24 protein-coding genes are annotated in these 23,618 nt (G+C 59.7%); 7 read left to right on the top strand and 17 right to left on the bottom strand.

What is annotated here, in order from left to right; genetic code table 11:
* Positions 1–178 precede the first annotated feature (178 nt).
* Both ACZ9BE_RS23855 and ACZ9BE_RS23850 read left to right on the top strand, forming a co-directional pair.
* Positions 179–562 carry a hypothetical protein gene (locus tag ACZ9BE_RS23855; protein ID WP_056790828.1) on the top strand — a complete coding sequence of 128 codons (384 nt, stop codon included), beginning with the start codon at positions 179–181 and terminating at the stop codon, positions 560–562.
* 188 nt (positions 563–750) lie between these two features.
* Positions 751–3,315, top strand: coding sequence for a hypothetical protein (locus tag ACZ9BE_RS23850; RefSeq protein ID WP_476250005.1), 2,565 nt, complete (start codon positions 751–753; stop codon positions 3,313–3,315).
* A gap of 88 nt (positions 3,316–3,403) precedes the next feature.
* Here ACZ9BE_RS23850 and ACZ9BE_RS23845 read toward each other — a convergent pair whose 3' ends face one another.
* From ACZ9BE_RS23845 to exbB, 6 genes are all read right to left on the bottom strand, one after another.
* A complete protein-coding gene (locus tag ACZ9BE_RS23845; protein WP_256807632.1) occupies positions 3,404–4,804 on the bottom strand; it encodes an aminoacyl-tRNA deacylase and HDOD domain-containing protein in 1,401 nt (466 codons plus the stop codon).
* Positions 4,805–4,883: 79 nt separating this feature from the next.
* The gene (recG, locus tag ACZ9BE_RS23840) at positions 4,884–6,959 is read right to left on the bottom strand and encodes an ATP-dependent DNA helicase RecG (RefSeq protein WP_476250004.1); all 2,076 of its coding nucleotides are present in this window, start codon (positions 6,957–6,959) and stop codon (positions 4,884–4,886) included.
* 9 nt (positions 6,960–6,968) lie between these two features.
* Positions 6,969–7,898: a hydrogen peroxide-inducible genes activator gene (locus ACZ9BE_RS23835; protein WP_024014805.1), complete on the bottom strand. Its 930-nt coding sequence runs from the start codon at positions 7,896–7,898 to the stop codon at positions 6,969–6,971.
* A 216-nt stretch (positions 7,899–8,114) separates the two neighbouring features.
* Complete coding sequence (locus tag ACZ9BE_RS23830) at positions 8,115–8,861, bottom strand: TonB family protein (protein ID WP_024014804.1); 747 nt, start codon at positions 8,859–8,861, stop codon at positions 8,115–8,117.
* Positions 8,858–9,286, bottom strand: coding sequence for a TonB system transport protein ExbD (exbD, locus tag ACZ9BE_RS23825; protein ID WP_016772535.1), 429 nt, complete (start codon positions 9,284–9,286; stop codon positions 8,858–8,860). The genes ACZ9BE_RS23830 and exbD overlap by 4 nt, the downstream gene beginning before the upstream one ends.
* 6 nt (positions 9,287–9,292) lie before the next feature.
* The gene (exbB, locus tag ACZ9BE_RS23820) at positions 9,293–10,246 is read right to left on the bottom strand and encodes a tonB-system energizer ExbB (protein ID WP_041476629.1); all 954 of its coding nucleotides are present in this window, start codon (positions 10,244–10,246) and stop codon (positions 9,293–9,295) included.
* Between the two features lie 188 nt (positions 10,247–10,434).
* Here exbB and ACZ9BE_RS23815 point away from each other — a divergent pair, with 188 nt between their 5' ends.
* The gene (locus ACZ9BE_RS23815) at positions 10,435–11,289 is read left to right on the top strand and encodes an SDR family oxidoreductase (protein WP_476250003.1); all 855 of its coding nucleotides are present in this window, start codon (positions 10,435–10,437) and stop codon (positions 11,287–11,289) included.
* Between the two features lie 87 nt (positions 11,290–11,376).
* On the opposite strand, the gene ACZ9BE_RS23810 is transcribed toward ACZ9BE_RS23815, so the two are convergent.
* The 6 genes from ACZ9BE_RS23810 to ACZ9BE_RS23785 all read right to left on the bottom strand — a co-directional run bounded on the left by ACZ9BE_RS23810 (position 11,377) and on the right by ACZ9BE_RS23785 (position 16,679).
* A complete protein-coding gene (locus ACZ9BE_RS23810; RefSeq protein WP_024014801.1) occupies positions 11,377–12,117 on the bottom strand; it encodes a hypothetical protein in 741 nt (246 codons plus the stop codon).
* A 65-nt stretch (positions 12,118–12,182) separates the two neighbouring features.
* Positions 12,183–12,563 carry a RidA family protein gene (locus ACZ9BE_RS23805; RefSeq protein WP_014340863.1) on the bottom strand — a complete coding sequence of 127 codons (381 nt, stop codon included), beginning with the start codon at positions 12,561–12,563 and terminating at the stop codon, positions 12,183–12,185.
* Between the two features lie 24 nt (positions 12,564–12,587).
* Positions 12,588–14,693 (bottom strand): bifunctional GTP diphosphokinase/guanosine-3',5'-bis pyrophosphate 3'-pyrophosphohydrolase, encoded by a 2,106-nt coding sequence (gene spoT / locus ACZ9BE_RS23800; protein WP_007920338.1) that lies wholly within the window; start codon positions 14,691–14,693, stop codon positions 12,588–12,590.
* Positions 14,694–14,750: 57 nt separating this feature from the next.
* A complete protein-coding gene (gene rpoZ / locus ACZ9BE_RS23795; RefSeq protein ID WP_008030604.1) occupies positions 14,751–15,014 on the bottom strand; it encodes a DNA-directed RNA polymerase subunit omega in 264 nt (87 codons plus the stop codon).
* 168 nt (positions 15,015–15,182) lie between these two features.
* The gene (gene gmk, locus ACZ9BE_RS23790) at positions 15,183–15,803 is read right to left on the bottom strand and encodes a guanylate kinase (protein WP_039757364.1); all 621 of its coding nucleotides are present in this window, start codon (positions 15,801–15,803) and stop codon (positions 15,183–15,185) included.
* Between the two features lie 12 nt (positions 15,804–15,815).
* Positions 15,816–16,679 (bottom strand): YicC/YloC family endoribonuclease, encoded by an 864-nt coding sequence (locus tag ACZ9BE_RS23785; protein WP_016770639.1) that lies wholly within the window; start codon positions 16,677–16,679, stop codon positions 15,816–15,818.
* A 268-nt stretch (positions 16,680–16,947) separates the two neighbouring features.
* On the opposite strand from ACZ9BE_RS23785, the gene rph reads away from it, so the two are divergent.
* From rph to gltS, 3 genes are all read left to right on the top strand, one after another.
* The gene (gene rph, locus ACZ9BE_RS23780) at positions 16,948–17,670 is read left to right on the top strand and encodes a ribonuclease PH (protein WP_027610407.1); all 723 of its coding nucleotides are present in this window, start codon (positions 16,948–16,950) and stop codon (positions 17,668–17,670) included.
* A gap of 25 nt (positions 17,671–17,695) precedes the next feature.
* Positions 17,696–18,064 carry a DUF4870 domain-containing protein gene (locus ACZ9BE_RS23775; protein WP_016772541.1) on the top strand — a complete coding sequence of 123 codons (369 nt, stop codon included), beginning with the start codon at positions 17,696–17,698 and terminating at the stop codon, positions 18,062–18,064.
* A 370-nt stretch (positions 18,065–18,434) separates the two neighbouring features.
* Complete coding sequence (gltS, locus tag ACZ9BE_RS23770; RefSeq protein WP_056791569.1) at positions 18,435–19,643, top strand: sodium/glutamate symporter; 1,209 nt, start codon at positions 18,435–18,437, stop codon at positions 19,641–19,643.
* A 68-nt stretch (positions 19,644–19,711) separates the two neighbouring features.
* On the opposite strand, the gene ACZ9BE_RS23765 is transcribed toward gltS, so the two are convergent.
* A complete protein-coding gene (locus tag ACZ9BE_RS23765) occupies positions 19,712–20,491 on the bottom strand; it encodes an exodeoxyribonuclease III (RefSeq protein ID WP_016772543.1) in 780 nt (259 codons plus the stop codon).
* A gap of 82 nt (positions 20,492–20,573) precedes the next feature.
* Here ACZ9BE_RS23765 and pyrE point away from each other — a divergent pair, with 82 nt between their 5' ends.
* Positions 20,574–21,218: an orotate phosphoribosyltransferase gene (gene pyrE / locus ACZ9BE_RS23760; RefSeq protein WP_056791572.1), complete on the top strand. Its 645-nt coding sequence runs from the start codon at positions 20,574–20,576 to the stop codon at positions 21,216–21,218.
* A gap of 102 nt (positions 21,219–21,320) precedes the next feature.
* On the opposite strand, the gene ACZ9BE_RS23755 is transcribed toward pyrE, so the two are convergent.
* The 4 genes from ACZ9BE_RS23755 to argB all read right to left on the bottom strand — a co-directional run bounded on the left by ACZ9BE_RS23755 (position 21,321) and on the right by argB (position 23,615).
* Positions 21,321–21,713: a hypothetical protein gene (locus tag ACZ9BE_RS23755; protein ID WP_476250002.1), complete on the bottom strand. Its 393-nt coding sequence runs from the start codon at positions 21,711–21,713 to the stop codon at positions 21,321–21,323.
* Positions 21,700–22,272: a hypothetical protein gene (locus tag ACZ9BE_RS23750; RefSeq protein WP_016772546.1), complete on the bottom strand. Its 573-nt coding sequence runs from the start codon at positions 22,270–22,272 to the stop codon at positions 21,700–21,702. The genes ACZ9BE_RS23755 and ACZ9BE_RS23750 overlap by 14 nt, the downstream gene beginning before the upstream one ends.
* Positions 22,273–22,287: 15 nt before the next feature.
* On the bottom strand, positions 22,288–22,500 hold the full coding sequence (locus ACZ9BE_RS23745) for a hypothetical protein (RefSeq protein WP_056791581.1): 213 nt from the start codon (positions 22,498–22,500) through the stop codon (positions 22,288–22,290).
* 209 nt (positions 22,501–22,709) lie between these two features.
* Entirely contained in the window at positions 22,710–23,615 is a 906-nt protein-coding gene (gene argB / locus ACZ9BE_RS23740; RefSeq protein ID WP_016772548.1) for an acetylglutamate kinase, read from the bottom strand.
* Positions 23,616–23,618: the final 3 nt, after the last annotated feature.

Below are 23,618 nucleotides of genomic sequence, written 5' to 3'. Positions count from 1 at the left end.
GCCAGCTCCTACAGGGATGTGTTTCAACAGGTGTAGGACGTTGCTTGCGGAATCGTGACTTGGCGGTCATCGTGCGGGAAATGGTCTGCATCCTCTTCCAACAGCTTCAGATACTGGCGTTATCGTCCGAATCCCTTACACTGCCCCGGCCGTTCATTTTCCTTTTGAGGCTGTGCGCATGAAATTTCGTTTTCTCCTGTGGATGATGGGTTTGTTGATGGGTAAGGCCAGCCGGACAAATCCTGCGTTCCAGCAGCAGTTGGGTGACAAGGATCTGGTGTTTCAGCTGCAGACGCTGGACGGGAAAGTGGCGCGGCATTTCGTGGTCAAGGATCAGCGCATCACCAGCAAGTCTGGCGTGGTGCCGGAGCCGGCGTTTGCGATTGCGTTTAAAGATGCCGGTTATGGCTTTGCCACAATGCAGGCGAAGAACAAGCAGTTGGCGTTTATGCAGGGGATTCAGGACAAGTCGATCCAGCTCAAGGGCAATCCGGCGCTGGTGATGTGGTTTCAGGGGTTGATGAAGTATTTGAAGCCGAGGAAGGCAAAGGCCAAGGCTTGAGATTTTTTTGGGTTGGCTTCAAGCGAAGCACAATGAAGAATCGTGCGTTCTTTGGCTCGCAAAGTCTTTATTCAGGCCTGTAAAGACGGTCGAACTGTCATTTCTGTCAGGTGCTTTGCTCATCTTCGCGATGCTCTACTCAAGCTCCGGTCCCGTAAAGGACGCCACGCACTTGATGGAGCAAGAACATGACTCAGGCTCAGGACTTGACCACCCCAGGTACCCCCGATCCCTCTTTTGCCCTGAATGGTTTATTGAAATTACCGATACCGGGCATTGCGAGCCATGAGGCTGCGGCCGTTTTGGCCCTTCCCGACGGGAAGTTGCTGGTCGCTCTTCCTCTGGAAGGAAGTGACGCGCTGCTGGCCATCGCCCGATTGAACGAAGACGGTACGCTCGACAAGTCCTTCGGAAGTCATGAGACGGGTTTCGTCGAGATATCTTTGAACGGCGCTAGCATCAGCACCGTGTTTGGGCTCGATGCGTTGCGGGACGGCGGCTGGCTGGTGCGCGTTCAATACTTCACACAGAAGGCCGTCGATGCCGGCCAAGCAATGATCCGCTTGAAAGGCGACGGTGAGCTGGACGATTCGTTCGGCGATAAAGGCGTGAGTTTATTTTCTTTCTACAAGATCCCGGGCTCCACGCTTGCGTCGTCGGCAGGGGCGAAGTCAAGCCAAAAGTCCCCCGCTACAAATGCCTCTACCGTCTCTGCAGTTCAGCAGGCCGATGGCAAAATCGTCCTGCTCCATTTCCTGCTGATCGATGAGCCATGGCCATCGCCCGTCGTGATGCGTCTTTTGGCGAACGGCTCGCTCGATCCATCATTTGACGGCGCGGGGTACGTCTTGGTGGATGTCGGTGCCACCTCGAACACCGCCGGCGCTATCGCTGTTCAAGCCGATGGCAAAGTATTGGTTTGCGGCGTTTTTCAGAGTGGTGAGACAGCCTCCGGAGTTTTTCTGGCACGTTTGGACGTAGCGGGGAAGCTGGATAAGGATTTCAACAACGGCCAGGCGAAGCTGATTTTCGACGAGGATGGCGAGAGCTCTTTGAACGCTGTTTCGGTGCGCGAAAGTGATGGCAGGATCGTTGCGGTGGGTGACGCCTGGCAAAAGAACGTCCATGGCGGGTTGGTGGTTGTGCTGAACGCCAGTGGAGCATCCAATCTTGTATTCAATAATGGCCAGCCTCTGTTTTCCCCGTTACTGCCAGACGGATTGACGTGGCGGCATACATCACAGCTCGACGGCTCGATCATTGTCGTTGGAGCCGGTGATTCCGCGGTAATTACCGCGCGCTTTCTCGCAGACGGCAAGCTGGACACGGCCTTCAACGGTATTGGCTATACGCTCTTCGATAACGTAGCGGGGCCAGTGTTTCCTCATGATCTGGCAATCATGGAGGACGGTCGGATAGTGGTGTCCATGACCCACACCAGCCTTTCTGACCCTTCCCGGGTGGATGGTTGGATCACTCGCTATCTAAGCGCAAACCTGACGAGTGGCACGCTGAATTTTGATCCGTCTTTTGGCGAAAACGGCATTGTCAGATTTCCGCTTGGAGGATTGTCTGAGTTTGACGTAAGAGCGGTATTGGCTCTGCCGGACAACAAGTTGCTGGTGGCTGTTCGTCGACGCAAGGATGGCCTGGAAACGCTGATCGCCCGGCTTCTGGAGGACGGCCAACTAGACCTCGGTTTTGGTGAAGAAAAGACCGGATTCGTCGAGATTTCACTCAAGGACGGTTTGTATATGCACTCGATGCTCGAGTTGACGCCGTTCCCGGATGGCGGTTGGCTCGTTCGTGCCGAGTACCAGAACAATGGGCCTGATGTTTCTGCCGGGCTGGTTGTCGTGAAACACGACAAAGATGGACGGCTGGATCACAACTTTGCTGACCAGGGTGTGCGTTACATTCCTTATGCGCAGATGGGGAGCGCGGGTCATGGCGACAATGTCTTGCGGCAAGACGAGAAAATCCTGCTGGTCGGATCCGTCGAAGACGACGCTGGCCGTGTGAGCGGCGTCGTCATGCGGCTCAATGCGGATGGCTCCGACGACACCACGTTCAATGGCACGGGTTTCGCGCTTGTCGAGCTCGCTGGCATTGCACACCAACACAGTTCTGCGCAGCTGGTCGCGCATCAACCTGACGGCGCTGTGGTGGTTGGTGGCAGCTATAGCGGGCCATCTTCGGGCGCTTACGTCATTCGATTCGACGCTAACGGCAAGATCGACAGGTCATTCGGCGAGAGCGGTAACGGAGTCGTGACCCTCTCAGGTGAGGATGAGATCCACCTGTCCGCCGTTTCAATTGTGGATAGCAAGATTGTTCTTGCAGGGGCTGCCGTAAGGGACGGTGGTATGCGTGGAGTGATTGCGGTACTCACATCCAAAGGTTCCTACAATCTCGTATTCAATAATGGTAAACCGTTGTTATCCGACTTCGTCCCGCAAGGTTTGAGATGGTTGCGCTGTGTAGCGCGACCTGACGGTTCAATCGTCGTCAGCGGCGACACCGGAATCGGAGTCACCGACGATGATCCGAGTGCGATCACGGCGAAGTTTTTGGCGGACGGAACACCGGACCTGTCATTCAACGGCACAGGGTTCAGCATCTTCGACGAGGCCGGGGTCCTGGAGGCTCTTCATGACATGACGGTACTGGGGGACGGCCGAATTGTAGTGGGAGGGTATTTCATTGGAAGCTTCCCGAACCCGCAGGGCTGGGTGATTCGGTACCGCGGTTGATTACGCCAATAATCAACAGTTGGCCGCAACGCACCCGCTCCTGAAGATCGCATCGATCTTGTGGGAGCGGGCTTGCCTGCGAAGCTTTTCAGGCCTGGCTGAACTGCGAAGCCAGTTCACGCAGCAGCACTTCAGCCTCAAGCACTTTGCTGACGACATCGTTGGCTTTGTCACGGCTCAGGCCGACGCGTTCAAGCAGGGCATCCGGAATATCTTCATCCGGCCCGGAGCCAATCCCGCGGCTGCGTAGCAGGCGTACGGCCAGGCAGACGAGGTTCGGGTATTCGGCGTAGGCGCCGTCGTAGCTTGGGTCGTGCTGGAAGCGCAGGGCGGTGGCCAGTTCATCCGGCATGTCCCAGTAGCGCATCAGCCACGAGCCGATCTGTTCACGGCTGATACCGAGCAGGTGTTGCTCGATGTAGCTGTGGCACAGGTGCGGGTTGACCTCCAGGTGGCGGCAGATCAGCGAGAAGTGCGGCGGGAACACGTGGGCCAGCAGCAGGTAACCGAAGTTATGCAGCAGACCGGCCAGATACGTCAGGCCTGCTTCCGGGCGCTGGGCGCGCGGCATGGCGCGGGTCAGGCCTTCGATGACGGCGGCGGTGTAGATCGACTGCTGCCAGTACGGCGTGGTGTGTTGCGGGTGGTCTTTGGGCAGGCTCAGGGTCTTGCCGAGGGCCAGGCCCAGCGCGAGGTTGATCACCAGATCGAAGCCCAGCACGCGGACGATCGCGTCTTCCACCGAACGAATCTTGCCCGGCGAGGCGTAGTACGGCGACGCAGCCCAGCTCACCACTTGCGCGGCCAGCGCCGGGTCGGTTTCAACCACGCCGGTGATGTCGTCGATGGTGGCATTGGGGTCAACGCGCAGCTTGATGATTTTTTGCGCAGTTTCGGCCAGCGGCGGAATCTCGATGGTCGCTTCCAGACGCTGCTGAATGCGCCGCGCGGTGAACGCCTGCACGGCCTGGGTGATTTCCTCGCGGTCATCGTCCGGGCGGTCGAGGTTCGGGCGGATGCTGCTCAGGGCTTCGCCGAAGTTGGCGGCGCTGGCCTTGGTCAGCATCGATTTGAAGTCTTCGCTGCTGATTTCCAGCAGCAGGCCCGGCTCGCCGGAGTTGATCAGCAGCTTCGGCTCGCGCAGCAGGCTTTCTTCGTAGAGGCACGGCGAACTGGTTAGCGCCGGCAGGCCTGGGAGCAGGCTCAGATTGTGTTTGCCGAGCATCTTTTCCAGGCGTTCGGTGGACACGGCTGTGAGTCGGCGACCAGTGAGTTCGGCGAGGCGATTGAGATCCAGCAACTGGCTCTGTGGAAACAGCACCATCAACGCGCCCACGGCGTCGTCCAGCAACACGGCCTGCACTTTGCGCGAGGCATTGAGGCCGTGGTGGTCGGGCACTTCTTCGTAGGCAACGCCCAGCTTGTTGAGCAGCAGCCGAATAACAGACGGAGCTTGCGGAGATTCGGGGACGAGAGCAGCTTCGGTCATGGTCTGTATCCGTTTTTGAAACAATGGCAGGAGTATAACCAGCTCTGTAGGAACGATCCTGCACAAACTGCGACGGTGCTCACACTTGGCCGTATTGCTGCCCATGCCGCAGCCAACGGTCAAGCAATGGGCTGACGTGGGTCGGCCAGCGCTCCAGCAAAGCCTGGGCTGCATCGCGCACGGCGGGCAATAAATCGGCGTCGCGCATCAGGTCGGCGACCTTGAATTGCAGCAGGCCGGTCTGGCGGGTGCCGAGCATTTCCCCGGGGCCGCGCAGTTCGAGGTCCTTTTCGGCGATGACGAAACCGTCGTTGGTCTCGCGCATGATGCCCAGGCGCTGGCGACCGATCTGCGACAGCGGCGGATGGTAGAGCAGTACGCAATGGCTGGCCGCGCTGCCCCGACCAACCCGACCGCGCAACTGGTGCAACTGTGCGAGACCAAGGCGTTCAGGGTTTTCGATGATCATCAGACTGGCGTTGGGCACGTCGACGCCGACTTCGATCACTGTAGTGGCGACCAGCAGTTGCAGGTTGCCGGCCTTGAACTCGGCCATGACGGCGGCTTTCTCTACCGGTTTCATGCGCCCGTGAATCAGCCCGACCTTCAATTCGCCGAGGGCGGCGGTGAGGTCTTCAAACGTGGTTTCGGCGGCCTGGCAGGTCAGCTCTTCCGATTCTTCAATCAGCGTACACACCCAATAGGCCTGACGACCTTCAGCGCAAGCGCTGCGCACCCGTTCGATGACTTCGACGCGGCGGGTGTCGGTGACCAGCACGGTGTTGACCGGCGTTCGCCCGGGCGGCAATTCATCGAGGATCGAGGTGTCGAGGTCGGCGTAGGCGCTCATTGCCAGCGTGCGTGGAATCGGTGTGGCGGTCATGATCAACTGATGCGGACACATGCGCCCGCCGACGCCTTTCTGCCGCAGCGCCAGACGCTGCTGCACGCCGAAGCGGTGCTGTTCGTCGATGATCACCAGCGCCAGATTCTTGAACTGTACTTCGTCCTGAAACAGCGCGTGGGTCCCGACCACCATCGGTGTGCCGCTGGCGATTTGTTCCAGCGCGGCGACGCGGTTCTTGCCCTTAAGCTTGCCGGCCAGCCACGCGACTTCAATGCCCAGCGGTTCGAGCCAGCGTTTGAAGGTGATGAAGTGCTGTTCGGCGAGGATCTCGGTCGGCGCCATCAGCGCAACTTGATAACCGGCCTCCAGCGCTTGCAGGGCGGCGAGGGCGGCAACCACGGTTTTGCCGGCGCCGACGTCGCCCTGAATCAGGCGCAACATCGGTTCGTGCTGGCTGAGGTCGTAGGCGATTTCGTTGCCGACGCGCTGTTGCGCGCCGGTCGGGTTGAAGCCGAGGTTCTTCAGGTATTTCGGCGGCAGCCTGGTGGCTTTCGGCATCGCTGGCGCGCGCAGGGAACGCATGCTTTCGCGCAGACGCTGTTGCGACAGTTGATGCGTGAGCAGTTCTTCGAACGCCAGACGATGCTGCGCCCAGTGATGGCCAAGGGCGAGTTCATCGACGTCGGCATCGGCGGGCGGGTTGTGCAGATAGCGGATCGCATCGGCCAGCGGCGCCAATTGATAGTCGCGGGCCAGTTCGGTCGGCAGCCAGTCCGGCAGGGTGCTCGGCTTGAGCAGCGTCAGGGTCTGCATGCACAACTGGCGCAGGCGCTGCTGGGTCAGGCCTTCGGTGAGCGGGTAGACCGGGGTCAGGGTTTCATCCACTGGCGGCGGTTCGTCGCCGGTGATGGCGCGGTATTCGGGGTGGTAGATTTCCAGGCCTGAGGCGCCGGGCCGGGCTTCGCCGTAGCAGCGAACCCGCGTGCCACGCTTGAGCCCTTCCTTCTGCGCGTTGCTGAAATGGTAGAAGCGCAGGCTCAGCCCGCCGGTGCCGTCCTGCAAGCGCACGACCAGACTGCGCCGGCGACCCATGACCACGTCGGCACCGCTGACGATGCCTTCGACCACGGCGTCCTGCCCCGGTCGCAATGCGCCGATCGGCACCACGCGGGTGCGATCCTGATAACGCAGCGGCAAGTGGAAGAGCACGTCCTGCAGATTCTCGAGGCCGACCTTGGCCAGTTTCTCGGCCATGGCTTCGCCGACACCCTTGAGTGCCGTCACCGACACTTGCGACAGCTCCGTCATGACGCTCGCTTAACCGGCCGTAACCGGCGCCGCTGGCTTGGCCACCGAGCACAGGCGAATGGAGTCGGCGAGGATCTCGATGGCTTTCGGCCGTGGGAAGCTGGCGCGCCAGGCGATCGCCACGGTGCGGAACGGCACCGGCGCGGTTAGTGGGCGCACTTCGATCACGCCGGGGGCGTAGTGATGGCTGTCCACCGCCGACAGCGGCAGGATCGAGATGCCCAGGCCGGACGCGACCATGTGGCGAATGGTTTCCAGCGAGCTGGATTCCACCGTGGTGTGCTTGGCGCCGTCATTGCCCTTGGTCAGGGTCGGGCAGGCTTCGAGCACCTGATCGCGGAAACAGTGACCTTCACCGAGCAGCAGCAGGCTCTTGTCGTTGAGCAGGCCGGCGTCGATGGATTCTTTCTTGGTCCACGGATGCTGGGCCGGCATGAGCACGTAGAACGGCTCGTCGTAAAGCGGCAGGGTCAGCACGTCGGCTTCATTGAACGGCAGGGCGATGATGATCGCGTCGAGCTCGCCGTTGCGCAGTTTGTCGCGCAGCACGTGGGTAAAGTTTTCTTCGATGTACAACGGCATCTGCGGGGCGACCCGGTGCAGTTGTGGAATCAGATGCGGGAACAGGTACGGGCCGACGGTGTAGATGGCGCCGACTTTCAGCGGTGCGGTCAGCTGGTTCTTGCCGGCTTGGGCCAGTTCGCGGATGCCTTGGGCTTGTTCCAGGACTTTCTGCGCCTGGGCGACGATGCCTTCGCCGACCGGGGTCAGGCGCACGGCGCTTTTGCTGCGCTCGAAAATCAGCACACCGAGTTCGTCTTCAAGTTTTTTCACGCCCACCGACAGCGTCGGCTGACTGACGTGGCAACGCTCGGCGGCATGGCCGAAGTGCTGCTCTTGGGCGAGGGTAACGATGTAGCGTAATTCTGTGAGGGTCATAGCAAGCGTCCATGAAGATGCGCGCCAAGCATACCGGCTGCAATCGATAGACGCACGTTATCAGACTGCGGGCTGAGTGCGACACCGGTCGAGGTCGGTTTGCCGCTGGCAGATATGCAAAAGGCACCTTTCGGTGCCTCTTGGCTTGGTTCTCTCGGCTGGCGGAGAACCTTGTGGGAGCTGGCAAGCCAGCTCCCACAGGTATTGCGGTGTTGCTTAGCGGCGGCGTTCGAGCGAATAAACAAACGGCGCAACAATTTCGATCGAGCCGTTGTTGAGCATGTCGGCCGGCGGCTTGGGCAGCGGTTGCGCGCGGCGGATCATGTCCAGGGTGGCCCGGTCCAGATCAGCGTTGCCAGAGCGGCCCACCAGTTCGAACGACAGCACATTACCTTCGCCATCAACCACGAAGCGCAGACGATTCAAGCCTTCCTTGCCCCTCGACTGCGCACTCTGCGGGTACTTCTTGTACTTCTGCAAATGCGCGAGCAGGGCGCCTTGCCAACTGGCCTTGGCCGCGACTTGAGCTGGCGATGGGCCCGGTGCCGGCTGGGCGGATTTCTCCGTCGGTGCCTGGGTCGGTTGCGTATCGGCCGGTTTCTCCTCGGAAGGTTTTTCCTTCGGCGGCTCTGGCAGTTTTTTCTCGACCGGCTTCGGCGGTTTTGGCTTGGGCTTCGGCTTGGGTTTCGGTACCGCGATTTCCGCTTTCGGTGCTTCAGCCAGTTTCGGAATCGGCAATTCTTCCACCGGAGCCGGTGGCTGCGGCGGTGTGACGACTTTCGGCGGAGCCGGCGGTGGCGGGGCAGGCAACGGGGCCAACTCGACCATCATTGCCTGCGGCGGCAATTCGATGGGCGGGCGGGCAGTCCAGTTCAGCGCCAGCGCGATGGCCAGCGCATGCACGCCCAGCACCACGGCCAGGCTACCGCTGTAACGCGTCAGCTTATGGCGCGTCGTGATCATTTCTTGGCTGCCGTCTCAAGTCCGACCAGACCAACCTTCAGGTAACCGGCGGCGCGCAGGCTGTCCATCACGCTCATCAGGTCACCGTAATCCACGCCTTTGTCGGCCTGGAAGAAGATGGTGGTGTCTTTCTTGCCCTGGGTCTTGGCGTCGAGGGTGGCGCCGAGGGTTTCGGCTTTCACTTCGTCGTCACCGAGGAACAGGCGCTGGTCCGCTTTCACACTGAGGAACACCGGTTTCTCTGGCCGCGGCGCCGGTTTGGCGGTCGAGGCCGGCAGGTCGACTTTGATGTCCACAGTGGCCAACGGCGCGGCCACCATGAATATGATCAACAGCACCAGCATCACGTCGATGAACGGCGTGACGTTGATTTCGTGGTTCTCGGCCAGATCGTCGTCTGCGCCTTCTTTCAAATGCAGGCCCATGGCCGATTACCCCACTTTAACCATGTGCGGCTGCGAGCTGCGCTCAGGCTGGTGGTCGAGATCGCGGCTGACCAGCAACAGGACTTCTGCCGAGGCATCGGAGACCTGCGCCTTGTAACCGGCGATGGAACGGGCGAAGACGTTGTAGATCACCACAGCAGGAATCGCCGCAACCAGACCCAGTGCAGTGGCCAGCAGCGCTTCAGCGATACCCGGTGCGACAACTGCAAGGTTGGTCGTCTGGGTTTTGGCGATGCCGATGAACGAGTTCATGATGCCCCACACGGTACCGAACAGACCTACGAACGGTGCGGTCGAACCGATGGTGGCGAGGACGCCGGTGCCGCTGCTCATGTTGCGACCGCAGGCAGCAACGAGGCGCTCGAGGCGGAAGCTGACGCGTTCCTTGATGCCTTCTTTCTCGCGGCTGTTGACCGACAGGCGCATCTCTTCAAGCGCGTCATGCACCAGCAGGTTGGCGAGGGTGCCTTCCTTGCCAGCCGTGGCGCTGGCTTCCTTGAGGGTGGTGGCTTTTTTCAGTGCAGCGATTTCGCCACGCAGACGACGCTTGGCGCCCATCAGCTCGAAGCCTTTGGCGATCCAGATAGTCCAGGTGATGATCGAAGCGATGGCCAGACCGATCATCACGATTTTCACGATGATGTCGGCGTTCTGGTACATACCCCACGGCGAAAGGTCGTGGGCCATGCCCAAGGTGTTGTCGGCTTCGAGGGCTTCAGGTGCGTCGGCGGCGTCGACAGCCTGCACCGGATCGGTGGCGGCTGGTGCAGCCGGAGCGGCAGCGGGTGCGCTCTGCTCGGTGGCGGCTGGGGTGGCGGGCGCTTGGGCGTCGGCGAAGGCGGCGGTCGGTGCCAGCATCAGGCTGAGCAACAGAGCCGCGACGGCGCTCCAGGCGCGAGGTCGAGTGGTTGGCGAAGCGGGAGTTTGATTACGTGTCATGCTGGCCGGACCTGAGATAGAAAAACGTTGTTGCTCTTCCAGGCCTCGTGAGGCCGAGAACAAAAGTGGCGTGCATTATTGCAAGTAATTCTTGTTAACAAAAGTAATAGAGTAACTTTTTTTCCTTCATTGCTAGCCGTTCGTCCTGTGCCAGAGCTAGTCTGTGCCTTTCCGATGGGAGTTTTCTGATGTCCGCGCCTTCTCTTTTGATTGCCGGTTGTGGTGATGTCGGCAGTCGTCTGGCCACGCAATTGCTGGCGGCTGGCTGGCAGGTTCATGGCCTGCGCCGCGACGTTTCCAAGCTGCCGGAGGGTGTCATCGGCGTCGCCGGCGACCTGTTCAGCGAAGAGTGCCCGGCGACCTGGCCGATAGGCGCTGTCGACTATCTGGTGTATTGCGCCGCGGCCACCGATCACGACGAAGAGGGCTATCGCAAGGCCTACGTGCAGGGTTTGCAGAATGTGCTGAGCTGGCTGGGTGACTATGGGCAAGTGCCCGAGAGGCTGATCTTCGTGTCCAGCAGCAGCGTGTACGGCCAGCAGGACGGAGCATGGGTGGATGAGACCTCCGAGACGGTCGCGGCCGGTTATTCAGGTCGCTTGATGCTCGAAGCCGAGCAGGTCGCGCTCAATAGCGGCATCCCGGCAAGTGTGCTGCGGCTGACCGGCATTTACGGCCCGGGCCGCGAGTGGCTGCTGACTCAGGTGCGTCGCGGCTATCGCGTGGCTACGGAGCCACCGCTGTATGGCAATCGTATTCATGCCGATGATGCAGCGGGGCTGCTGGCGTTCTTGCTGGAAAAAGACTGCGAGGGCGTCAAGCTGGACGAGCTCTATATCGGTGTGGATGACGCGCCAGCGCCATTGGCCGAGGTGGTGGGCTGGTTGCGCGAGTACCTGGGTGTGACTGAATGGGCGGACGACGCCAGTGTGCGGCGCACCGGCAGCAAGCGTTGCAGCAATGCGCGGGCGAAAGCGTTGGGGTGGGTGCCGAAGTATCCAAGTTACCGCGAAGGCTATGCAGCGATCCTGGAAGGTCGCTAAAAGCAAAAGATCGCAGCCTTCGGCAGCTCCTACAGGAAAATGCATTCCAAAGTAGGAGCTGCCGAAGGCTGCGATCTTTTCAGCAGGTTACTGCTTTTCCAGCAACCACTTGCGCTCACCTGCGGCAAACTGCGGTTGCTCATCTGCCAGCGCAGCATTGACTGCCTGCAGAATCTCCAGCTCCTTGCCCTTGCGCACAAAGATCCAGTTATTGCCCTGGCCATTGAGTTGCAGCCACATGCTGTCGTTGCCATTGCTCATGGACGCGCAATCGCCGGCCAGACACAAGGCATAACGGTCAACGCCCGGCAGGCCGGTCACCTGGCCGTCGGCCTGGAACTGCACGGTGCCGCCTTCACCCTGGCCGCTGGCGATGGTCCAGTTGCCGCCCAGGTATGCTGAGTAGAGCGCGCGTTCGAAGCTGGCACCGATTGGCGCGCCTTCCGGCACGGGGATCTGTGCGCGATCGAAGACTTGTTCGGGTTCGTTGTCGCTGGCAGCTTGCTGCAGGCGCCCGCCATCGCGTTTCAGTTCGCTGGCGGAGCTGCCGTAGAAATCGACTTTCCAGGCGCCGGACTCTTCGCCCAGCAGCCGTCCTTCGACGTTCTCAAAACCGTTGGTATAGCGGGCCTGGCCGGCCTTGGTGTTGACGTCCCACTCCAGATTCGGGCCGTAAGCCTGCAGCGCTTCACGCAGGGGACCGCCCTTGGCGGCGGCATCGATCGCCACCTGGTTGATCCAGGTGCCGCTGATGTCACGGTCGGCAGGGTCGCTGGCGCAGCCGCCGAGAAACAGGGCGAGCAGCGAGAGAGCTAGCGCTTTGCGCATGGTGAAATCCTTTCAAAACCTTTTCTTGCGGCAGTCGGCGCGGCGTGAAGGCCGCGCCGTGCGCATCACTCGATGACCAGAATGGCATCCATTTCAACCTGCGCACCCTTCGGCAGGGCGGCCACGCCAATGGCGGCGCGGGCAGGGTATGGCTGGTCGAAGTACTTGCCCATGATCTCGTTGACCTTGGCGAAGTGGCTCAGGTCGGTGAGGAAGATGTTCAGTTTGACGATGTCCTTGAACGAACCGCCGGCAGCTTCGGCCACGGCTTTGAGGTTCTCGAAGACCTGGACGGTCTGGGCTTCGAAGCCCTCAACCAGTTCCATGGTTTTTGGGTCCAGAGGAATCTGGCCCGACATGTACACGGTGTTGCCTGCCTTGATCGCCTGGGAGTAAGTACCGATGGCGGCCGGGGCCTTGTCGCTGGTGATGACGGTTTTGGTCATGTAGGACTCCTTGTAATAGGCAGGTTATGCGCGCATGCGGGTGATGCGGATCACCCCGGTCAAGGCGCGCAGTTTCTTGATCACGCGGGCCAGGTGCACACGGTCGTGGACGCTGACCACCAACTGCACGACGCTGATGCGACCATCGCGTTCGTCCATGCTGATTTTCTCGATGTTGCCGTCGGCCGCGTTGACGCTGCTGGCCAGCAGGGCGATCAGGCCACGCTGGTGTTCCAGCTCGACGCGCAGCTCGACGTTGAATTCGCCGGTGACATCCTTGGCCCACGAGAGCTGGATGCATTTTTCCGGGTTGTGCCTGATTTCGCTGATGTTGCGGCAGTTATCCAGGTGCACGACCATGCCTTTGCCCGCCGACAGGTGCCCGACAATCGGGTCGCCCGGGATCGGTGTACAGCACTTGGCGTAGCTGAGCACCAGGCCCTCGGTACCGCGAATCGCCAGCGGACCTTCCGGGCTCGGCAGCTGCTCACCTTCGCCGAGCAGGCGACGGGCAACGACATAAGCCATGCGGTTGCCCAGGCCGATGTCTTCGAGCAGGTCTTCGATCAGTTCGAGACGATATTCGGTAAGCATGGCTTTGACGCGCTCGGCCGGAATCTTTTCTAGCGAGCTGTCGAAACCGTTGAGCACCTTGTTCAGCAGGCGTTCGCCAAGGCTGATGGACTCGGAGCGGCGCTGCAGTTTCAGTGCATGACGAATATGTGTGCGTGCCTTGCCGGTGACCACGAAGTTGAGCCACGCCGGGTTCGGCCGTGCGCCGGGGGCGCTGACGATTTCGACCGTGGAGCCGCTTTGCAGCGGTTCGGACAGCGGTGCGAGACGACGGTTAATGCGGCAGGCGATGCAGCTGTTGCCGACATCGGTGTGCACTGCGTAGGCAAAGTCGACCGCCGTGGAGCCTTTTGGCAGCTCCATGATCCGGCCTTTGGGCGTGAACACGTAAACCTCGTCCGGGAACAGGTCGATCTTCACGCTTTCGATGAATTCCAGCGAGTTGCCGGCGCGTTGCTGCATTTCCAGCACGCCTTTGACCCACTGGCGAGCGCGGGCGTGCGTGCCTTTGGGCTGCTCGTCGCCGCTGGATTTGTACAGCCAATGGGCGGCGATGCCGTTGTTGGCCATCTCTTCCATTTCGCGAGTACGGATCTGGATCTCGATCGGTACACCGTGCATGCCGAACAGCGTGGTGTGCAGCGACTGATAGCCGTTGGCCTTGGGGATCGCGATGTAATCCTTGAAGCGCCCTGGCAACGGTTTGTACAAATTATGCACAGCACCCAATACGCGGTAGCAGGTATCGACCTTGTCGACGATGATCCGGAACGCGTAAACGTCCATGATCTCGTTGAAGGCCCGACGCTTGCCGCGCATTTTCTTGTAGATGCCGTAGAGGTGTTTCTGCCGACCGCTGACTTCGCCCTGGATGCCGTCGATGGCGAGGCAATGGCCGAGGGACTCTTCGATCTTGTTGACGATTTCCTTGCGGTTGCCCCGGGCGCGCTTGACCGCCTGGTAGATCCGCGCGGAACGCATCGGGTGCATGGCCTTGAAGCCGAGGTCTTCGAATTCGATGCGGATCGCGTGCATGCCCAGCCGGTTGGCAATGGGCGCGTAGATCTCGAGAGTTTCCTTGGCGATGCGCCGGCGTTTTTCGCCGGACAGCACTTCCAGCGTGCGCATGTTGTGCAGGCGGTCGGCGAGCTTGACCAGGATCACCCGGATGTCGCGCGCCATGGCCATGGCCATTTTCTGGAAGTTTTCAGCCTGTGCTTCGGCCTTGGTCTCGAAGTTCATCTGGGTCAGTTTGCTGACCCCGTCGACCAGTTCGGCCACGGTTTCACCAAACTGCGCTTGCAGCGCTTCCTTGGCGATACCGGTGTCTTCGATCACGTCATGCAGCATCGCGGCCATCAGGCTCTGATGGTCCATGTGCATGTCGGCAAGAATATTGGCCACGGCAAGAGGATGCGTGACATACGCCTCGCCGCTGCGACGGCGTTGACCGTCATGGGCTTGTTCGGCGTAGAAATACGCTCGGCGGACCAGGTTGACCTGGTCGTTGCCGAGGTAGGTCGATAAGCGATCGGCGAGGGCGTCTATGCTCGGCATGATGATTCCTGCCGAAAGCTGTGACCCCGCGCCGTGCTACGTCGACCAGGCATAGGCTTAGACGGCCTCGTTCGACTCGTCCTCGAACGCTGCGAACAGCGGTTCATCCTGGACGATTTCCTGCTCGGCGATGAACTCGTAGCTCATCAGGCCTTCAGCAATTTCACGCAGCGCGACAACGGTCGGCTTGTCGTTTTCCCACTGCACCAATGGCTCTTTGCCGCCGGTGGCCAGTTGACGGGCACGCTTGGTAGAGAGCATGACCAGCTCAAAGCGGTTTTCCACGTGTTCTAGGCAGTCTTCAACGGTTACGCGGGCCATGGTATTCCTCGGAGCGAATGCAATATGCGCGCTGCCCGGTTGGGCGAGCGGACTGAGCAGTTTAAAAAATCACCAGCGATTAGGGAAGCGCTGATTTTTTGACCAGACCCTTCAACGCGCTGCAAGCACCAATGTAAAGCGCTTGCAGGCATTTTGGGAAGTGCTGTTTTAGCCGAGCAATTCAGCCAGCAATTTGCCGAAACGCACTTGCTGGCGTTTCTGTTGCAGCTGATTGGCGCGGAAAATCGCTTTCAGATCGTCCAGCGCGTGGGCGAAATCGTCGTTGATGATCAGGTAATCGTAATCGACGTAATGGCTCATCTCGCTGACCGCTTCGCGCATGCGGCCGTCGATGATCTCGTCGCTGTCCTGGCCGCGGTTGGTCAGGCGCTGGTGCAGGGCTTGCAGCGATGGCGGCAGGATGAAGATCGAGCGCGCCTGCGGCATCAGTTTGCGCACTTGCTCGGCGCCTTGCCAGTCGATTTCCAGAATCAGGTCGTGACCTTCGTCCAGCGTCTGCTGCAGGCGGCTTTGCGAGGTGCCGTAGAAGTTGCCGAAGACTTCGGCGCGTTCAAGGAAGTCGCCGTGCTCGCCCATCTTCACGAACTCTTCGCGGGTCACGAAATGGTAGTTCACGCCATCCACTTCGCCCGGGCGCATGGCGCGGGTGGTGTGCGAGACCGAAACGCGGATCTCCGGGTCGGCGTCGGTCAACGCCTTGACCAGACTGCTCTTGCCCGCGCCCGATGGCGCGGAAATGATGTACAGGGTGCCGGTGTGTTGGGTCATGTCAGGGTAGCCTTACTCAATATTCTGCACTTGTTCGCGCATCTGCTCGATCAACACCTTGAGGTTGACGGCGGCCTGGGTGCTGCGCGGGTCGAAGGCTTTGGAGCCCAGTGTGTTGGCCTCGCGGTTGAGCTCCTGCATCAGGAAGTCCAGACGCCGCCCGGCGGCACCACCGGACTTGAGCACCCGGCGGACTTCGATGATGTGAGTGCTCAGGCGATCCAGTTCTTCGGCCACGTCGCTTTTTTGCGCGAGGATGACCATTTCCTGTTCCAGGCGCTGCGGGTCGAGCTCAGCCTTCATGTCGGCGAAGCGGTCGAGAACCTTCTGGCGCTGGGTGGCGAGCATCTGCGGCACCAGTTCACGCAGGGTCACCACGTCTTCTTCGATGGAAGTCAGGCGGTCGTTGATCAAGCGAGCCAGCTCCGCGCCTTCGCGCTCGCGACCAGCCTTCAGATCCTTCAAGCCCTGATTGAACAGCGCCAGCGCTTCGGCGTTCAGCGCTTGCGGGTCGGTCGCATCGGCCACCAGCACGCCGGGCCAGGCCAGCACTTCCAGCGGATTCAGCGCAGCAGGATTCTTGATCAGACCGGCAACGGTTTCCGCAGCGGCCACCAGTTGCGCGGCGCGCTCGCGGTCCACTTGCAGCGGTTTGCCGGTGCTTTCTTCGGTGAAGCGCAGCGTGCATTCCAGTTTGCCCCGCGACAGGCCCTGACGCAGTGCTTCACGCACGGCGCCTTCGAGGTCGCGAAACGATTCGGGCAAGCGCAGGTGCGGTTCCAGATAGCGGCTGTTGACCGAGCGCAGTTCCCAGCTCAGGGTGCCCTGAACGCCGGCTTTCTCGACGCGGGCGAAGGCGGTCATGCTGTGCACCATGGCGGTGACCTCGCAATGCAGATCGGCGCGAAACGCTGTTTCGCAGGCGCGATTTCAATGAATTTAAGCCGACTGGCAGCAAAGGCGCAGGATTGTAGCGCAGTGCGGCGAATGCGCCCAAACACACGGTGTGACAAAGCGCTGCAGCCCGTCGGTTATGCGCGCTTGAGGGGCTTCGGTCGTCGGCCGGCGGTTTTAACCAGTGCCCACTCGCGGTGCAGGGCTCTATAATGCTCGGCAGTTTTCCGTCCTCAGTACAGGTATCCCTATGAAACGTCCAAGTGGTCGCGCTGCCGATCAGCTCCGCTCGATCCGCATCACCCGCAACTACACCAAACACGCCGAGGGATCCGTACTGGTCGAATTCGGTGATACCAAAGTCATCTGCACCGTCAGCGTCGAAAATGGCGTGCCGCGCTTCCTCAAAGGCCAGGGCCAGGGCTGGTTGACTGCCGAGTACGGCATGCTGCCGCGCGCCACCGGTGAGCGTAACCAGCGTGAGGCCAGCCGTGGCAAGCAGGGCGGTCGTACTCTCGAAATCCAGCGTCTGATCGGCCGCTCCCTGCGCGCGGCGCTGGATATGTCCAAGCTTGGCGACGTGACCCTGTATGTCGATTGCGACGTGATCCAGGCCGATGGCGGTACTCGCACCGCGTCCATCACCGGCGCCATGGTTGCGCTGGTCGATGCCCTGAAAGTGATCAAGAAGCGCGGCGGCCTGAAAGGCGGTGACCCGCTCAAGCAGATGATCGGTGCAGTCTCGGTGGGCATGTACCAGGGCGAGCCGGTGCTGGATCTGGACTATCTTGAAGATTCCGCTGCTGAAACCGACCTGAACGTAGTGATGACCAGCACCGGCGGTTTCATCGAAGTGCAGGGCACTGCTGAAGGCGCGCCGTTCCAGCCTGAAGACTTGAACGCCATGCTGGAACTGGCGAAGAAAGGCATGAACGAGATCTTCGAACTGCAGAAGGCTGCACTGGCCGACTGAGGTTTTCGACCACAAGGAGGACATGATGAGTGACGAGCAAGAGTTGCTGCCCAAACCGAGCCAGGAGGTTCGCCAGTGGGCAATGTTCTGTCACCTGTCCGCCTTGCTGGGGATCTGGATTCCGTTCGGCAATCTGATCGGGCCGTTGATCCTATGGCAGATGAAGCGCGAGAAAGACCCTTTTATCGATGCACAGGGCAAAGAGGCGTTGAATTTTCAGATCACGGTGGCGATAGCCTCAATGATCTGCTTCCTGCTCATGCTGCTGATCATTGGTTTCTTCCTGTTTGGTTTGTTGGCGATCGCCGCACTGGTCCTGACGATCATTGCAGGGGTCAAAGCCAACGAAGGTTTCCCATACAGATATCCGTTCACCTGGCGATTGATCAAGTGAAAGTCTGTTGTGTCGCAATATGAAAATACCCCGACTTATCGGGGTATTTTTATTTGTGCAACTTAATAATTGGTTTTTGTTGTAGGACTAGTCTGTTAACGATGTGCGGTTTGGCATTTATTTGCTGATGTTCCTCTATTACATCTTTGGTCACAACTGATCGGTCCAGTGCTTATTCCCGTTCTTGTTATTGGCGCGAGCTGGTTGTTAAAGTTGCCCGATGTAATGTTTCGGTTGAAACATTCCGATATGTTCAAACCATCGATGGTACTTGAATTCCCCAGTAATCAGTGTTGAGAAAATCAGCCGGTTCACCCGTCGAGCCCAGGTAAACGCTCGCCTCGTGAATACTTAGCCAAGAATAATCCACATGATTGAGCTCGATTTCTACGGCACGCTCGTGGCCGCTTCTTTAGTACTGCTGCTCGGACGCGGACTTGTTACGCGTGTCGGCTTTCTGCGAAGTTACAATATTCCTGAACCGGTAGCAGGCGGCCTTGTGGTTGCCGTGCTCCTGTTGATATTGCGCACTTTCGACATTGAAGTCCGCTTCGATACATCATTGCAAACCCCCCTGATGTTGGCTTTCTTTGCCACCATTGGCTTGAGTGCTGACCTTGCCAGTCTGAAGAAGGGCGGCCGCATTGTCGGTATCTTCCTGCTGGCGGTCATTGGCTTGCTGGTGGTGCAGAACGCCATGGGCATCGGGTTGGCAACCCTGCTCGGGCTCGACCCTTTGATGGGCTTGCTGACGGGCTCGATCACGCTGGCCGGCGGCCACGGCACTGGCGCTGCATGGGGCGCGGTGTTCAGCGAGAAATATGGCCTGGCGTCGGCTTCAGAGCTGGCGCTGGCCTCAGCGACGTTCGGTCTGGTGCTGGGTGGTCTGATCGGTGGGCCCGTTGCCCGGTTGCTGATCAAGCGCGTGCAAGTGCCGGGTTGCAATCCGCAACAAGCGCCGCGACTGCCAAGAGGTTTTGAACAGCCAAACAAGGAACGCTCAATCACGCCGTTTTCGTTCGTCGAGACGCTGGCGCTGATTGCCGTCAGCCTGCTCGCTGGCAACCTTCTGAATGGCGTTCTGCATGGCACTGCGTTCGAACTGCCGACGTTTGTTTGCGTGCTGTTTGTAGGTGTGGTGTTGCGCAACAGTCTGTCAGCACTTGGCTTGTATCAGGTGTTCGAGCGTGAAGTTTCCGTGCTCGGCAATGTCAGCCTCTCGCTGTTTCTGGCGATCGCGCTGATGTCGCTGAAGCTTTGGGATCTGGCGGCGTTGGCATTGCCGATCTTCATCATTCTGGCCGTGCAGGCGCTGGTCATGGCGCTGTTCGCGATTTTCGTAACGTTTCGGGTGATGGGCAGCAACTATGATGCCGCCGTACTCGCTGCGGGACACTGCGGCTTTGGGCTGGGTGCCACGCCTACGGCCATTGCCAACATGCAAGCGGTGACGCAGCGCTATGGCCCTTCGCAAATCGCGTTTCTGGTGGTGCCGATGGTAGGAGCGTTCTTCATCGATATCGTTAACGTCATCGTGATCAAGCTGTACCTGGCCTTGCCATTCTTCGCTGCGGTTTAGGAAGCACGGCGCATAAAAAATGCCCGCATCTCACGATGCGGGCATTTTCTTTGGCTGCGATACGACGCTTAGATGGTCAGCGTCCAGTCGTAGTCGACGATCAACGGCGCGTGCTGCGAAAACCGTGGCTGACGCGGCAGGCGTGCACTGCGCACCGAGCGACGCAGGCCCGGGGTCAGGATCTGATAATCGAAACGCCAGCCCAGATTGAGCATCTCGGCCTGTTCGTTATCCGGCCACCAGCTGTACTGATCGCCTTCTCGGCTGACTTCGCGCAGCGCATCGACATAGCCCATGTTGCCGACAATCTCGTCCATCCAGGCGCGTTCCGGCGCCAGGAAGCCTGGAGATTGCTGGCTGTCGCGCCAGTTCTTGATGTCGAGTTTCTGCTGCGCAACGTACAGCGAGCCACAATAAATGTACTCGCGACGTTTGCGTCGCTGTTTGTCCAGGTACTTGCCGAAATCGTCCATGAGCTTGAACTTCTGGTTCAAGTCCTCATCGCCGTTCATCCCCGAAGGAAACAGCAAGGTGGCAATACTGACTTTGTCGAAATCTGCTTGCAGGTAGCGCCCGTAGCGGTCGGCCGTCTCGAAACCGAGACCGCTGATGACAGCCTTCGGTTGCAACCGCGAATACAAAGCCACGCCGCCTTGGGCAGGGACTTCAGCATCGCAGGCATAAAGGAAGTAGCCATCCAGTTGGAAGGCTGGGTCATCCAGTTCAAAGGCGGAGGCACGGGTGTCCTGCAGGCAGATGACGTCGGCATTCTGGGCTTGCAGCCAACTGAGCAAACCGCGCTCGACTGCCGCCTGAATACCATTGACGTTCACACTGATGATCCGCATAAATGGCCCCAAAAATCGCGTGCGTGTATGATACACGGCGTCAAGCTAATTAGCTAAATCCGTGGTATTTGGGGTTTTTTTCATGCAAGCGTATCAGCGCGATTTCATTCGTTTTGCCATCGATCGCGGCGTTTTGCGCTTCGGTGAGTTCACCCTGAAGTCCGGGCGCACCAGTCCCTACTTCTTCAACGCCGGCCTGTTCAACTCGGGTTCGGCCCTGGCGCAGCTGGGGCGTTTCTACGCCGCCGCCATCACCGAGAGCGGCATCCCGTTCGACGTTCTGTTTGGCCCGGCTTATAAAGGTATTCCGCTGGCGGCCACGACCGCCGTTGCGCTGGCCGAGCATCACGATCGTGACCTGCCGTGGTGCTTCAATCGCAAGGAAGCCAAGGCCCACGGCGAGGGCGGCAGCCTGGTTGGCGCGCCGCTGACTGGCGAAGTCTTGATCATCGACGACGTGATCACCGCCGGCACCGCCATTCGTGAAGTGATGCAGATCATCGCTTCCCAAGACGGCGCCAAAGCCGCCGGTGTGCTGATCGCACTGAACCGCCAGGAGCGTGGCAACGGCGAATTGTCGGCCATCCAGGAAGTCGAGCGCGACTTCGGCATTCCGGTGATCAGCATCGTCTCGCTGAATCAGGTGTTGGAGTTCCTCGCCGACGATCCGCAGCTCAAGCAACACCTCCCAGCCGTGGAAGCGTACCGCGCCCAATTTGGCGTGTGATACGCACCTGTAGGAGCTGCCGAAGGCTGCGATCTTTTGATCTTGTTTTTCAGGATCAAGATCAAAAGATCGTCCGATCGCGGCCCGAGCCTTCGGCAGCTCCTACAGTGGTCTACGCAGTTTTTGCCATTTGATCAGCAGTCTCAGCGCCAGTCCCGCATTGACCAGCGCAAACACCAGCAGCGCTACAACCACCATCACGTACAACGTGCGATCCACATCGAAATCCCACAAATCCAGCGTGCTGCTGTCGATGATGCTAACCGCAGCCGGCAAGTTGACGTAAAACAGCGCCACAAACGCGCACGTCAATGGCAATGCTCGCCAGTAGAAAGCTGCCATCACCTTGTCTCGACTGCGCTTTCGGCCCTGCGAACCTTTTTGAAATTCATCCTCAGCCAACGCTGCATTAAGCGCCGGCCATGCCAGATTGAACATGAACGTGGTCAGGGTCAGCAGCAAGCCACTGACCGCGACGATGTCACTGAACGGCATTCAGACCCAGCGTTGCACAGAGCAATGCGTGGGAATCTTCGCTGATCTCGAATTGCCCGGCGCTGCCCTTGCGTTTGGTGATGGGTTTGAAGGTCGGCTCGTTCTGGGTGATGAGCATGTTCAATTCATCGCGGATCACGTCCGAGCTGATCACCACCAGAAACACGTTTTGCGCATGCTCGGCGGACTGGATTACGGCGCGCATGCTGTGCTGCAGGATGTCGTCGAGCTGGTTGCGAAAACGCGAAACGGTGTTTTTCAGCAGGGTTTTGCTTTGGCTCTGTGTCAGCTGAAAGATCGTCGAGATCTGCGATTCGGTCGGCAGGGTTTGCCCGAAGTAACTCTGAATCAGATACAGCAGGCGATCCTGTTTGGCTTCGTCCGCCCGGCTGGGCATGCCGCCCTCAACCAGCATTTTCAGGTATTCGGTCAGGCTGGCTTTGGCGATGCGCTCCAGCGCATGGGCGATTTCAGCGTCGCCGATGCGCAAGGTCTTTTTTACCGGTTCCTTTTGTTCCTGCTCGAAAGCATCTGCGTCGATCGTGAACGAGATCTGCATGAGTCGCCGCTCCGGTTATTTGTCGCTGGCGGCTGGGTAGGGATCCTGGGGTGCATCTCCTTGGCCGGTGAGCACTTTCCAGCCCTTGAGTGGGTGAGAGGCTTCGGTGAAGTCAGGGCAGGGCGGCATCGAAGTCTGCGAAGGCGCTGAATACTCTCGGCCGCAGTCCACGCAGGCGTAAGTGCCAGCCGAAATGTCACTGCCGTAAGGAACGCTGTTTTTTTGCATGGGAAGATCTCCGTTGGATGAGGGGAAGATCCTATGGAGATTTGTTCTGGAGGGATGTCGGACGTTTCGCTGTGTCGAGTCAGGCGTTTCCTGCGCGCACAAAAAAGATCGCAGCCTTCGTCAGCTCCTACAAAAGCGGATTCCCGCATGTGCGAAATCCCTGTAGGAGCTGCCGAAGGCTGCGATCTTTTGCTTTCAGCGATCAGCCATCAAGGACGCTTGCGATTACTGATCAGCGTACCCACGCCAGTATCAGTGAAGATTTCCAGCAGAATCGCGTTCGGCACACGCCCGTCGATGATCAACGAACTACCTACGCCACCCTGAACCGCTTCCAGTGCGCAGCGGATCTTCGGCAGCATGCCGCCGTAGATCGTGCCATCGGCGATCAGGTCGTCGACCTGCTGCGTGCTCAGGCCGGTCAACACGGTGCCCGATTTGTCCATCAGGCCGGCAATGTTGGTCAGCAGCATCAGCTTTTCAGCTTTCAGTGCTTCGGCAACCTTGCCCGCCACCAGGTCGGCGTTGATGTTGTACGACTCGCCGTTCTCACCGACGCCAATCGGCGCGATGACCGGGATGAAGTTGCCTTTGACCAGCAGATTCAACAGCTCGGTATTGATGCCGACGACTTCGCCGACATGGCCGATGTCGATGATTTCCGGCTGGGTCATCTCCGGGGTCTGGCGGGAGACGGTGAGCTTCTTCGCCCGGATCAGCCCGGCATCCTTACCGGTCAGGCCGATGGCGCTGCCGCCATGGCGGTTGATCAGGTTGACGATGCTCTTGTTGACCTGACCGCCAAGGACCATTTCCACCACGTCCATGGTCGCCGCGTCGGTAACGCGCATGCCGTCGACGAAGTGGCTTTCGATCGACAGGCGCTTGAGCAGATCACCGATCTGCGGGCCGCCACCGTGCACGACCACCGGGTTGATGCCCACGGCTTTCATCAGCACGATGTCGCGGGCGAAGCCGGTTTTCAGCTCCTCGCTTTCCATCGCGTTGCCGCCGTATTTGATCACCAGGGTCTTGCCGACATAGCGTCGGATGTAAGGCAGCGCTTCGGACAGGACCTTGGCAGTGTTGGCGGCGGCTTCGCGTTCGAGGGTCATTCA

This window comes from Pseudomonas sp. TE9122 (assembly GCF_056278925.1).
Note: the sequence above shows the minus strand (reverse complement) of the source record. Positions and strands in the feature narration are given on the sequence as shown.

Bases quoted from the DNA above. Each gene is read 5' to 3' on its own strand.
- ACZ9BE_RS23855 (WP_056790828.1), top strand. From the start codon at position 179: ATGAAATTTCGTTTTCTCCTGTGGATGATGGGTTTGTTGATGGGTAAG.
- ACZ9BE_RS23850 (WP_476250005.1), top strand. From the start codon at position 751: ATGACTCAGGCTCAGGACTTGACCACCCCAGGTACCCCCGATCCCTCT.
- ACZ9BE_RS23845 (WP_256807632.1), bottom strand. From the start codon at position 4,804: ATGACCGAAGCTGCTCTCGTCCCCGAATCTCCGCAAGCTCCGTCTGTT.
- recG (WP_476250004.1), bottom strand. From the start codon at position 6,959: ATGACGGAGCTGTCGCAAGTGTCGGTGACGGCACTCAAGGGTGTCGGC.
- ACZ9BE_RS23835 (WP_024014805.1), bottom strand. From the start codon at position 7,898: ATGACCCTCACAGAATTACGCTACATCGTTACCCTCGCCCAAGAGCAG.
- ACZ9BE_RS23830 (WP_024014804.1), bottom strand. From the start codon at position 8,861: ATGATCACGACGCGCCATAAGCTGACGCGTTACAGCGGTAGCCTGGCC.
- exbD (WP_016772535.1), bottom strand. From the start codon at position 9,286: ATGGGCCTGCATTTGAAAGAAGGCGCAGACGACGATCTGGCCGAGAAC.
- exbB (WP_041476629.1), bottom strand. From the start codon at position 10,246: ATGACACGTAATCAAACTCCCGCTTCGCCAACCACTCGACCTCGCGCC.
- ACZ9BE_RS23815 (WP_476250003.1), top strand. From the start codon at position 10,435: ATGTCCGCGCCTTCTCTTTTGATTGCCGGTTGTGGTGATGTCGGCAGT.
- ACZ9BE_RS23810 (WP_024014801.1), bottom strand. From the start codon at position 12,117: ATGCGCAAAGCGCTAGCTCTCTCGCTGCTCGCCCTGTTTCTCGGCGGC.
- ACZ9BE_RS23805 (WP_014340863.1), bottom strand. From the start codon at position 12,563: ATGACCAAAACCGTCATCACCAGCGACAAGGCCCCGGCCGCCATCGGT.
- spoT (WP_007920338.1), bottom strand. From the start codon at position 14,693: ATGCCGAGCATAGACGCCCTCGCCGATCGCTTATCGACCTACCTCGGC.
- rpoZ (WP_008030604.1), bottom strand. From the start codon at position 15,014: ATGGCCCGCGTAACCGTTGAAGACTGCCTAGAACACGTGGAAAACCGC.
- gmk (WP_039757364.1), bottom strand. From the start codon at position 15,803: ATGACCCAACACACCGGCACCCTGTACATCATTTCCGCGCCATCGGGC.
- ACZ9BE_RS23785 (WP_016770639.1), bottom strand. From the start codon at position 16,679: ATGGTGCACAGCATGACCGCCTTCGCCCGCGTCGAGAAAGCCGGCGTT.
- rph (WP_027610407.1), top strand. From the start codon at position 16,948: ATGAAACGTCCAAGTGGTCGCGCTGCCGATCAGCTCCGCTCGATCCGC.
- ACZ9BE_RS23775 (WP_016772541.1), top strand. From the start codon at position 17,696: ATGAGTGACGAGCAAGAGTTGCTGCCCAAACCGAGCCAGGAGGTTCGC.
- gltS (WP_056791569.1), top strand. From the start codon at position 18,435: ATGATTGAGCTCGATTTCTACGGCACGCTCGTGGCCGCTTCTTTAGTA.
- ACZ9BE_RS23765 (WP_016772543.1), bottom strand. From the start codon at position 20,491: ATGCGGATCATCAGTGTGAACGTCAATGGTATTCAGGCGGCAGTCGAG.
- pyrE (WP_056791572.1), top strand. From the start codon at position 20,574: ATGCAAGCGTATCAGCGCGATTTCATTCGTTTTGCCATCGATCGCGGC.
- ACZ9BE_RS23755 (WP_476250002.1), bottom strand. From the start codon at position 21,713: ATGCCGTTCAGTGACATCGTCGCGGTCAGTGGCTTGCTGCTGACCCTG.
- ACZ9BE_RS23750 (WP_016772546.1), bottom strand. From the start codon at position 22,272: ATGCAGATCTCGTTCACGATCGACGCAGATGCTTTCGAGCAGGAACAA.
- ACZ9BE_RS23745 (WP_056791581.1), bottom strand. From the start codon at position 22,500: ATGCAAAAAAACAGCGTTCCTTACGGCAGTGACATTTCGGCTGGCACT.
- argB (WP_016772548.1), bottom strand. From the start codon at position 23,615: ATGACCCTCGAACGCGAAGCCGCCGCCAACACTGCCAAGGTCCTGTCC.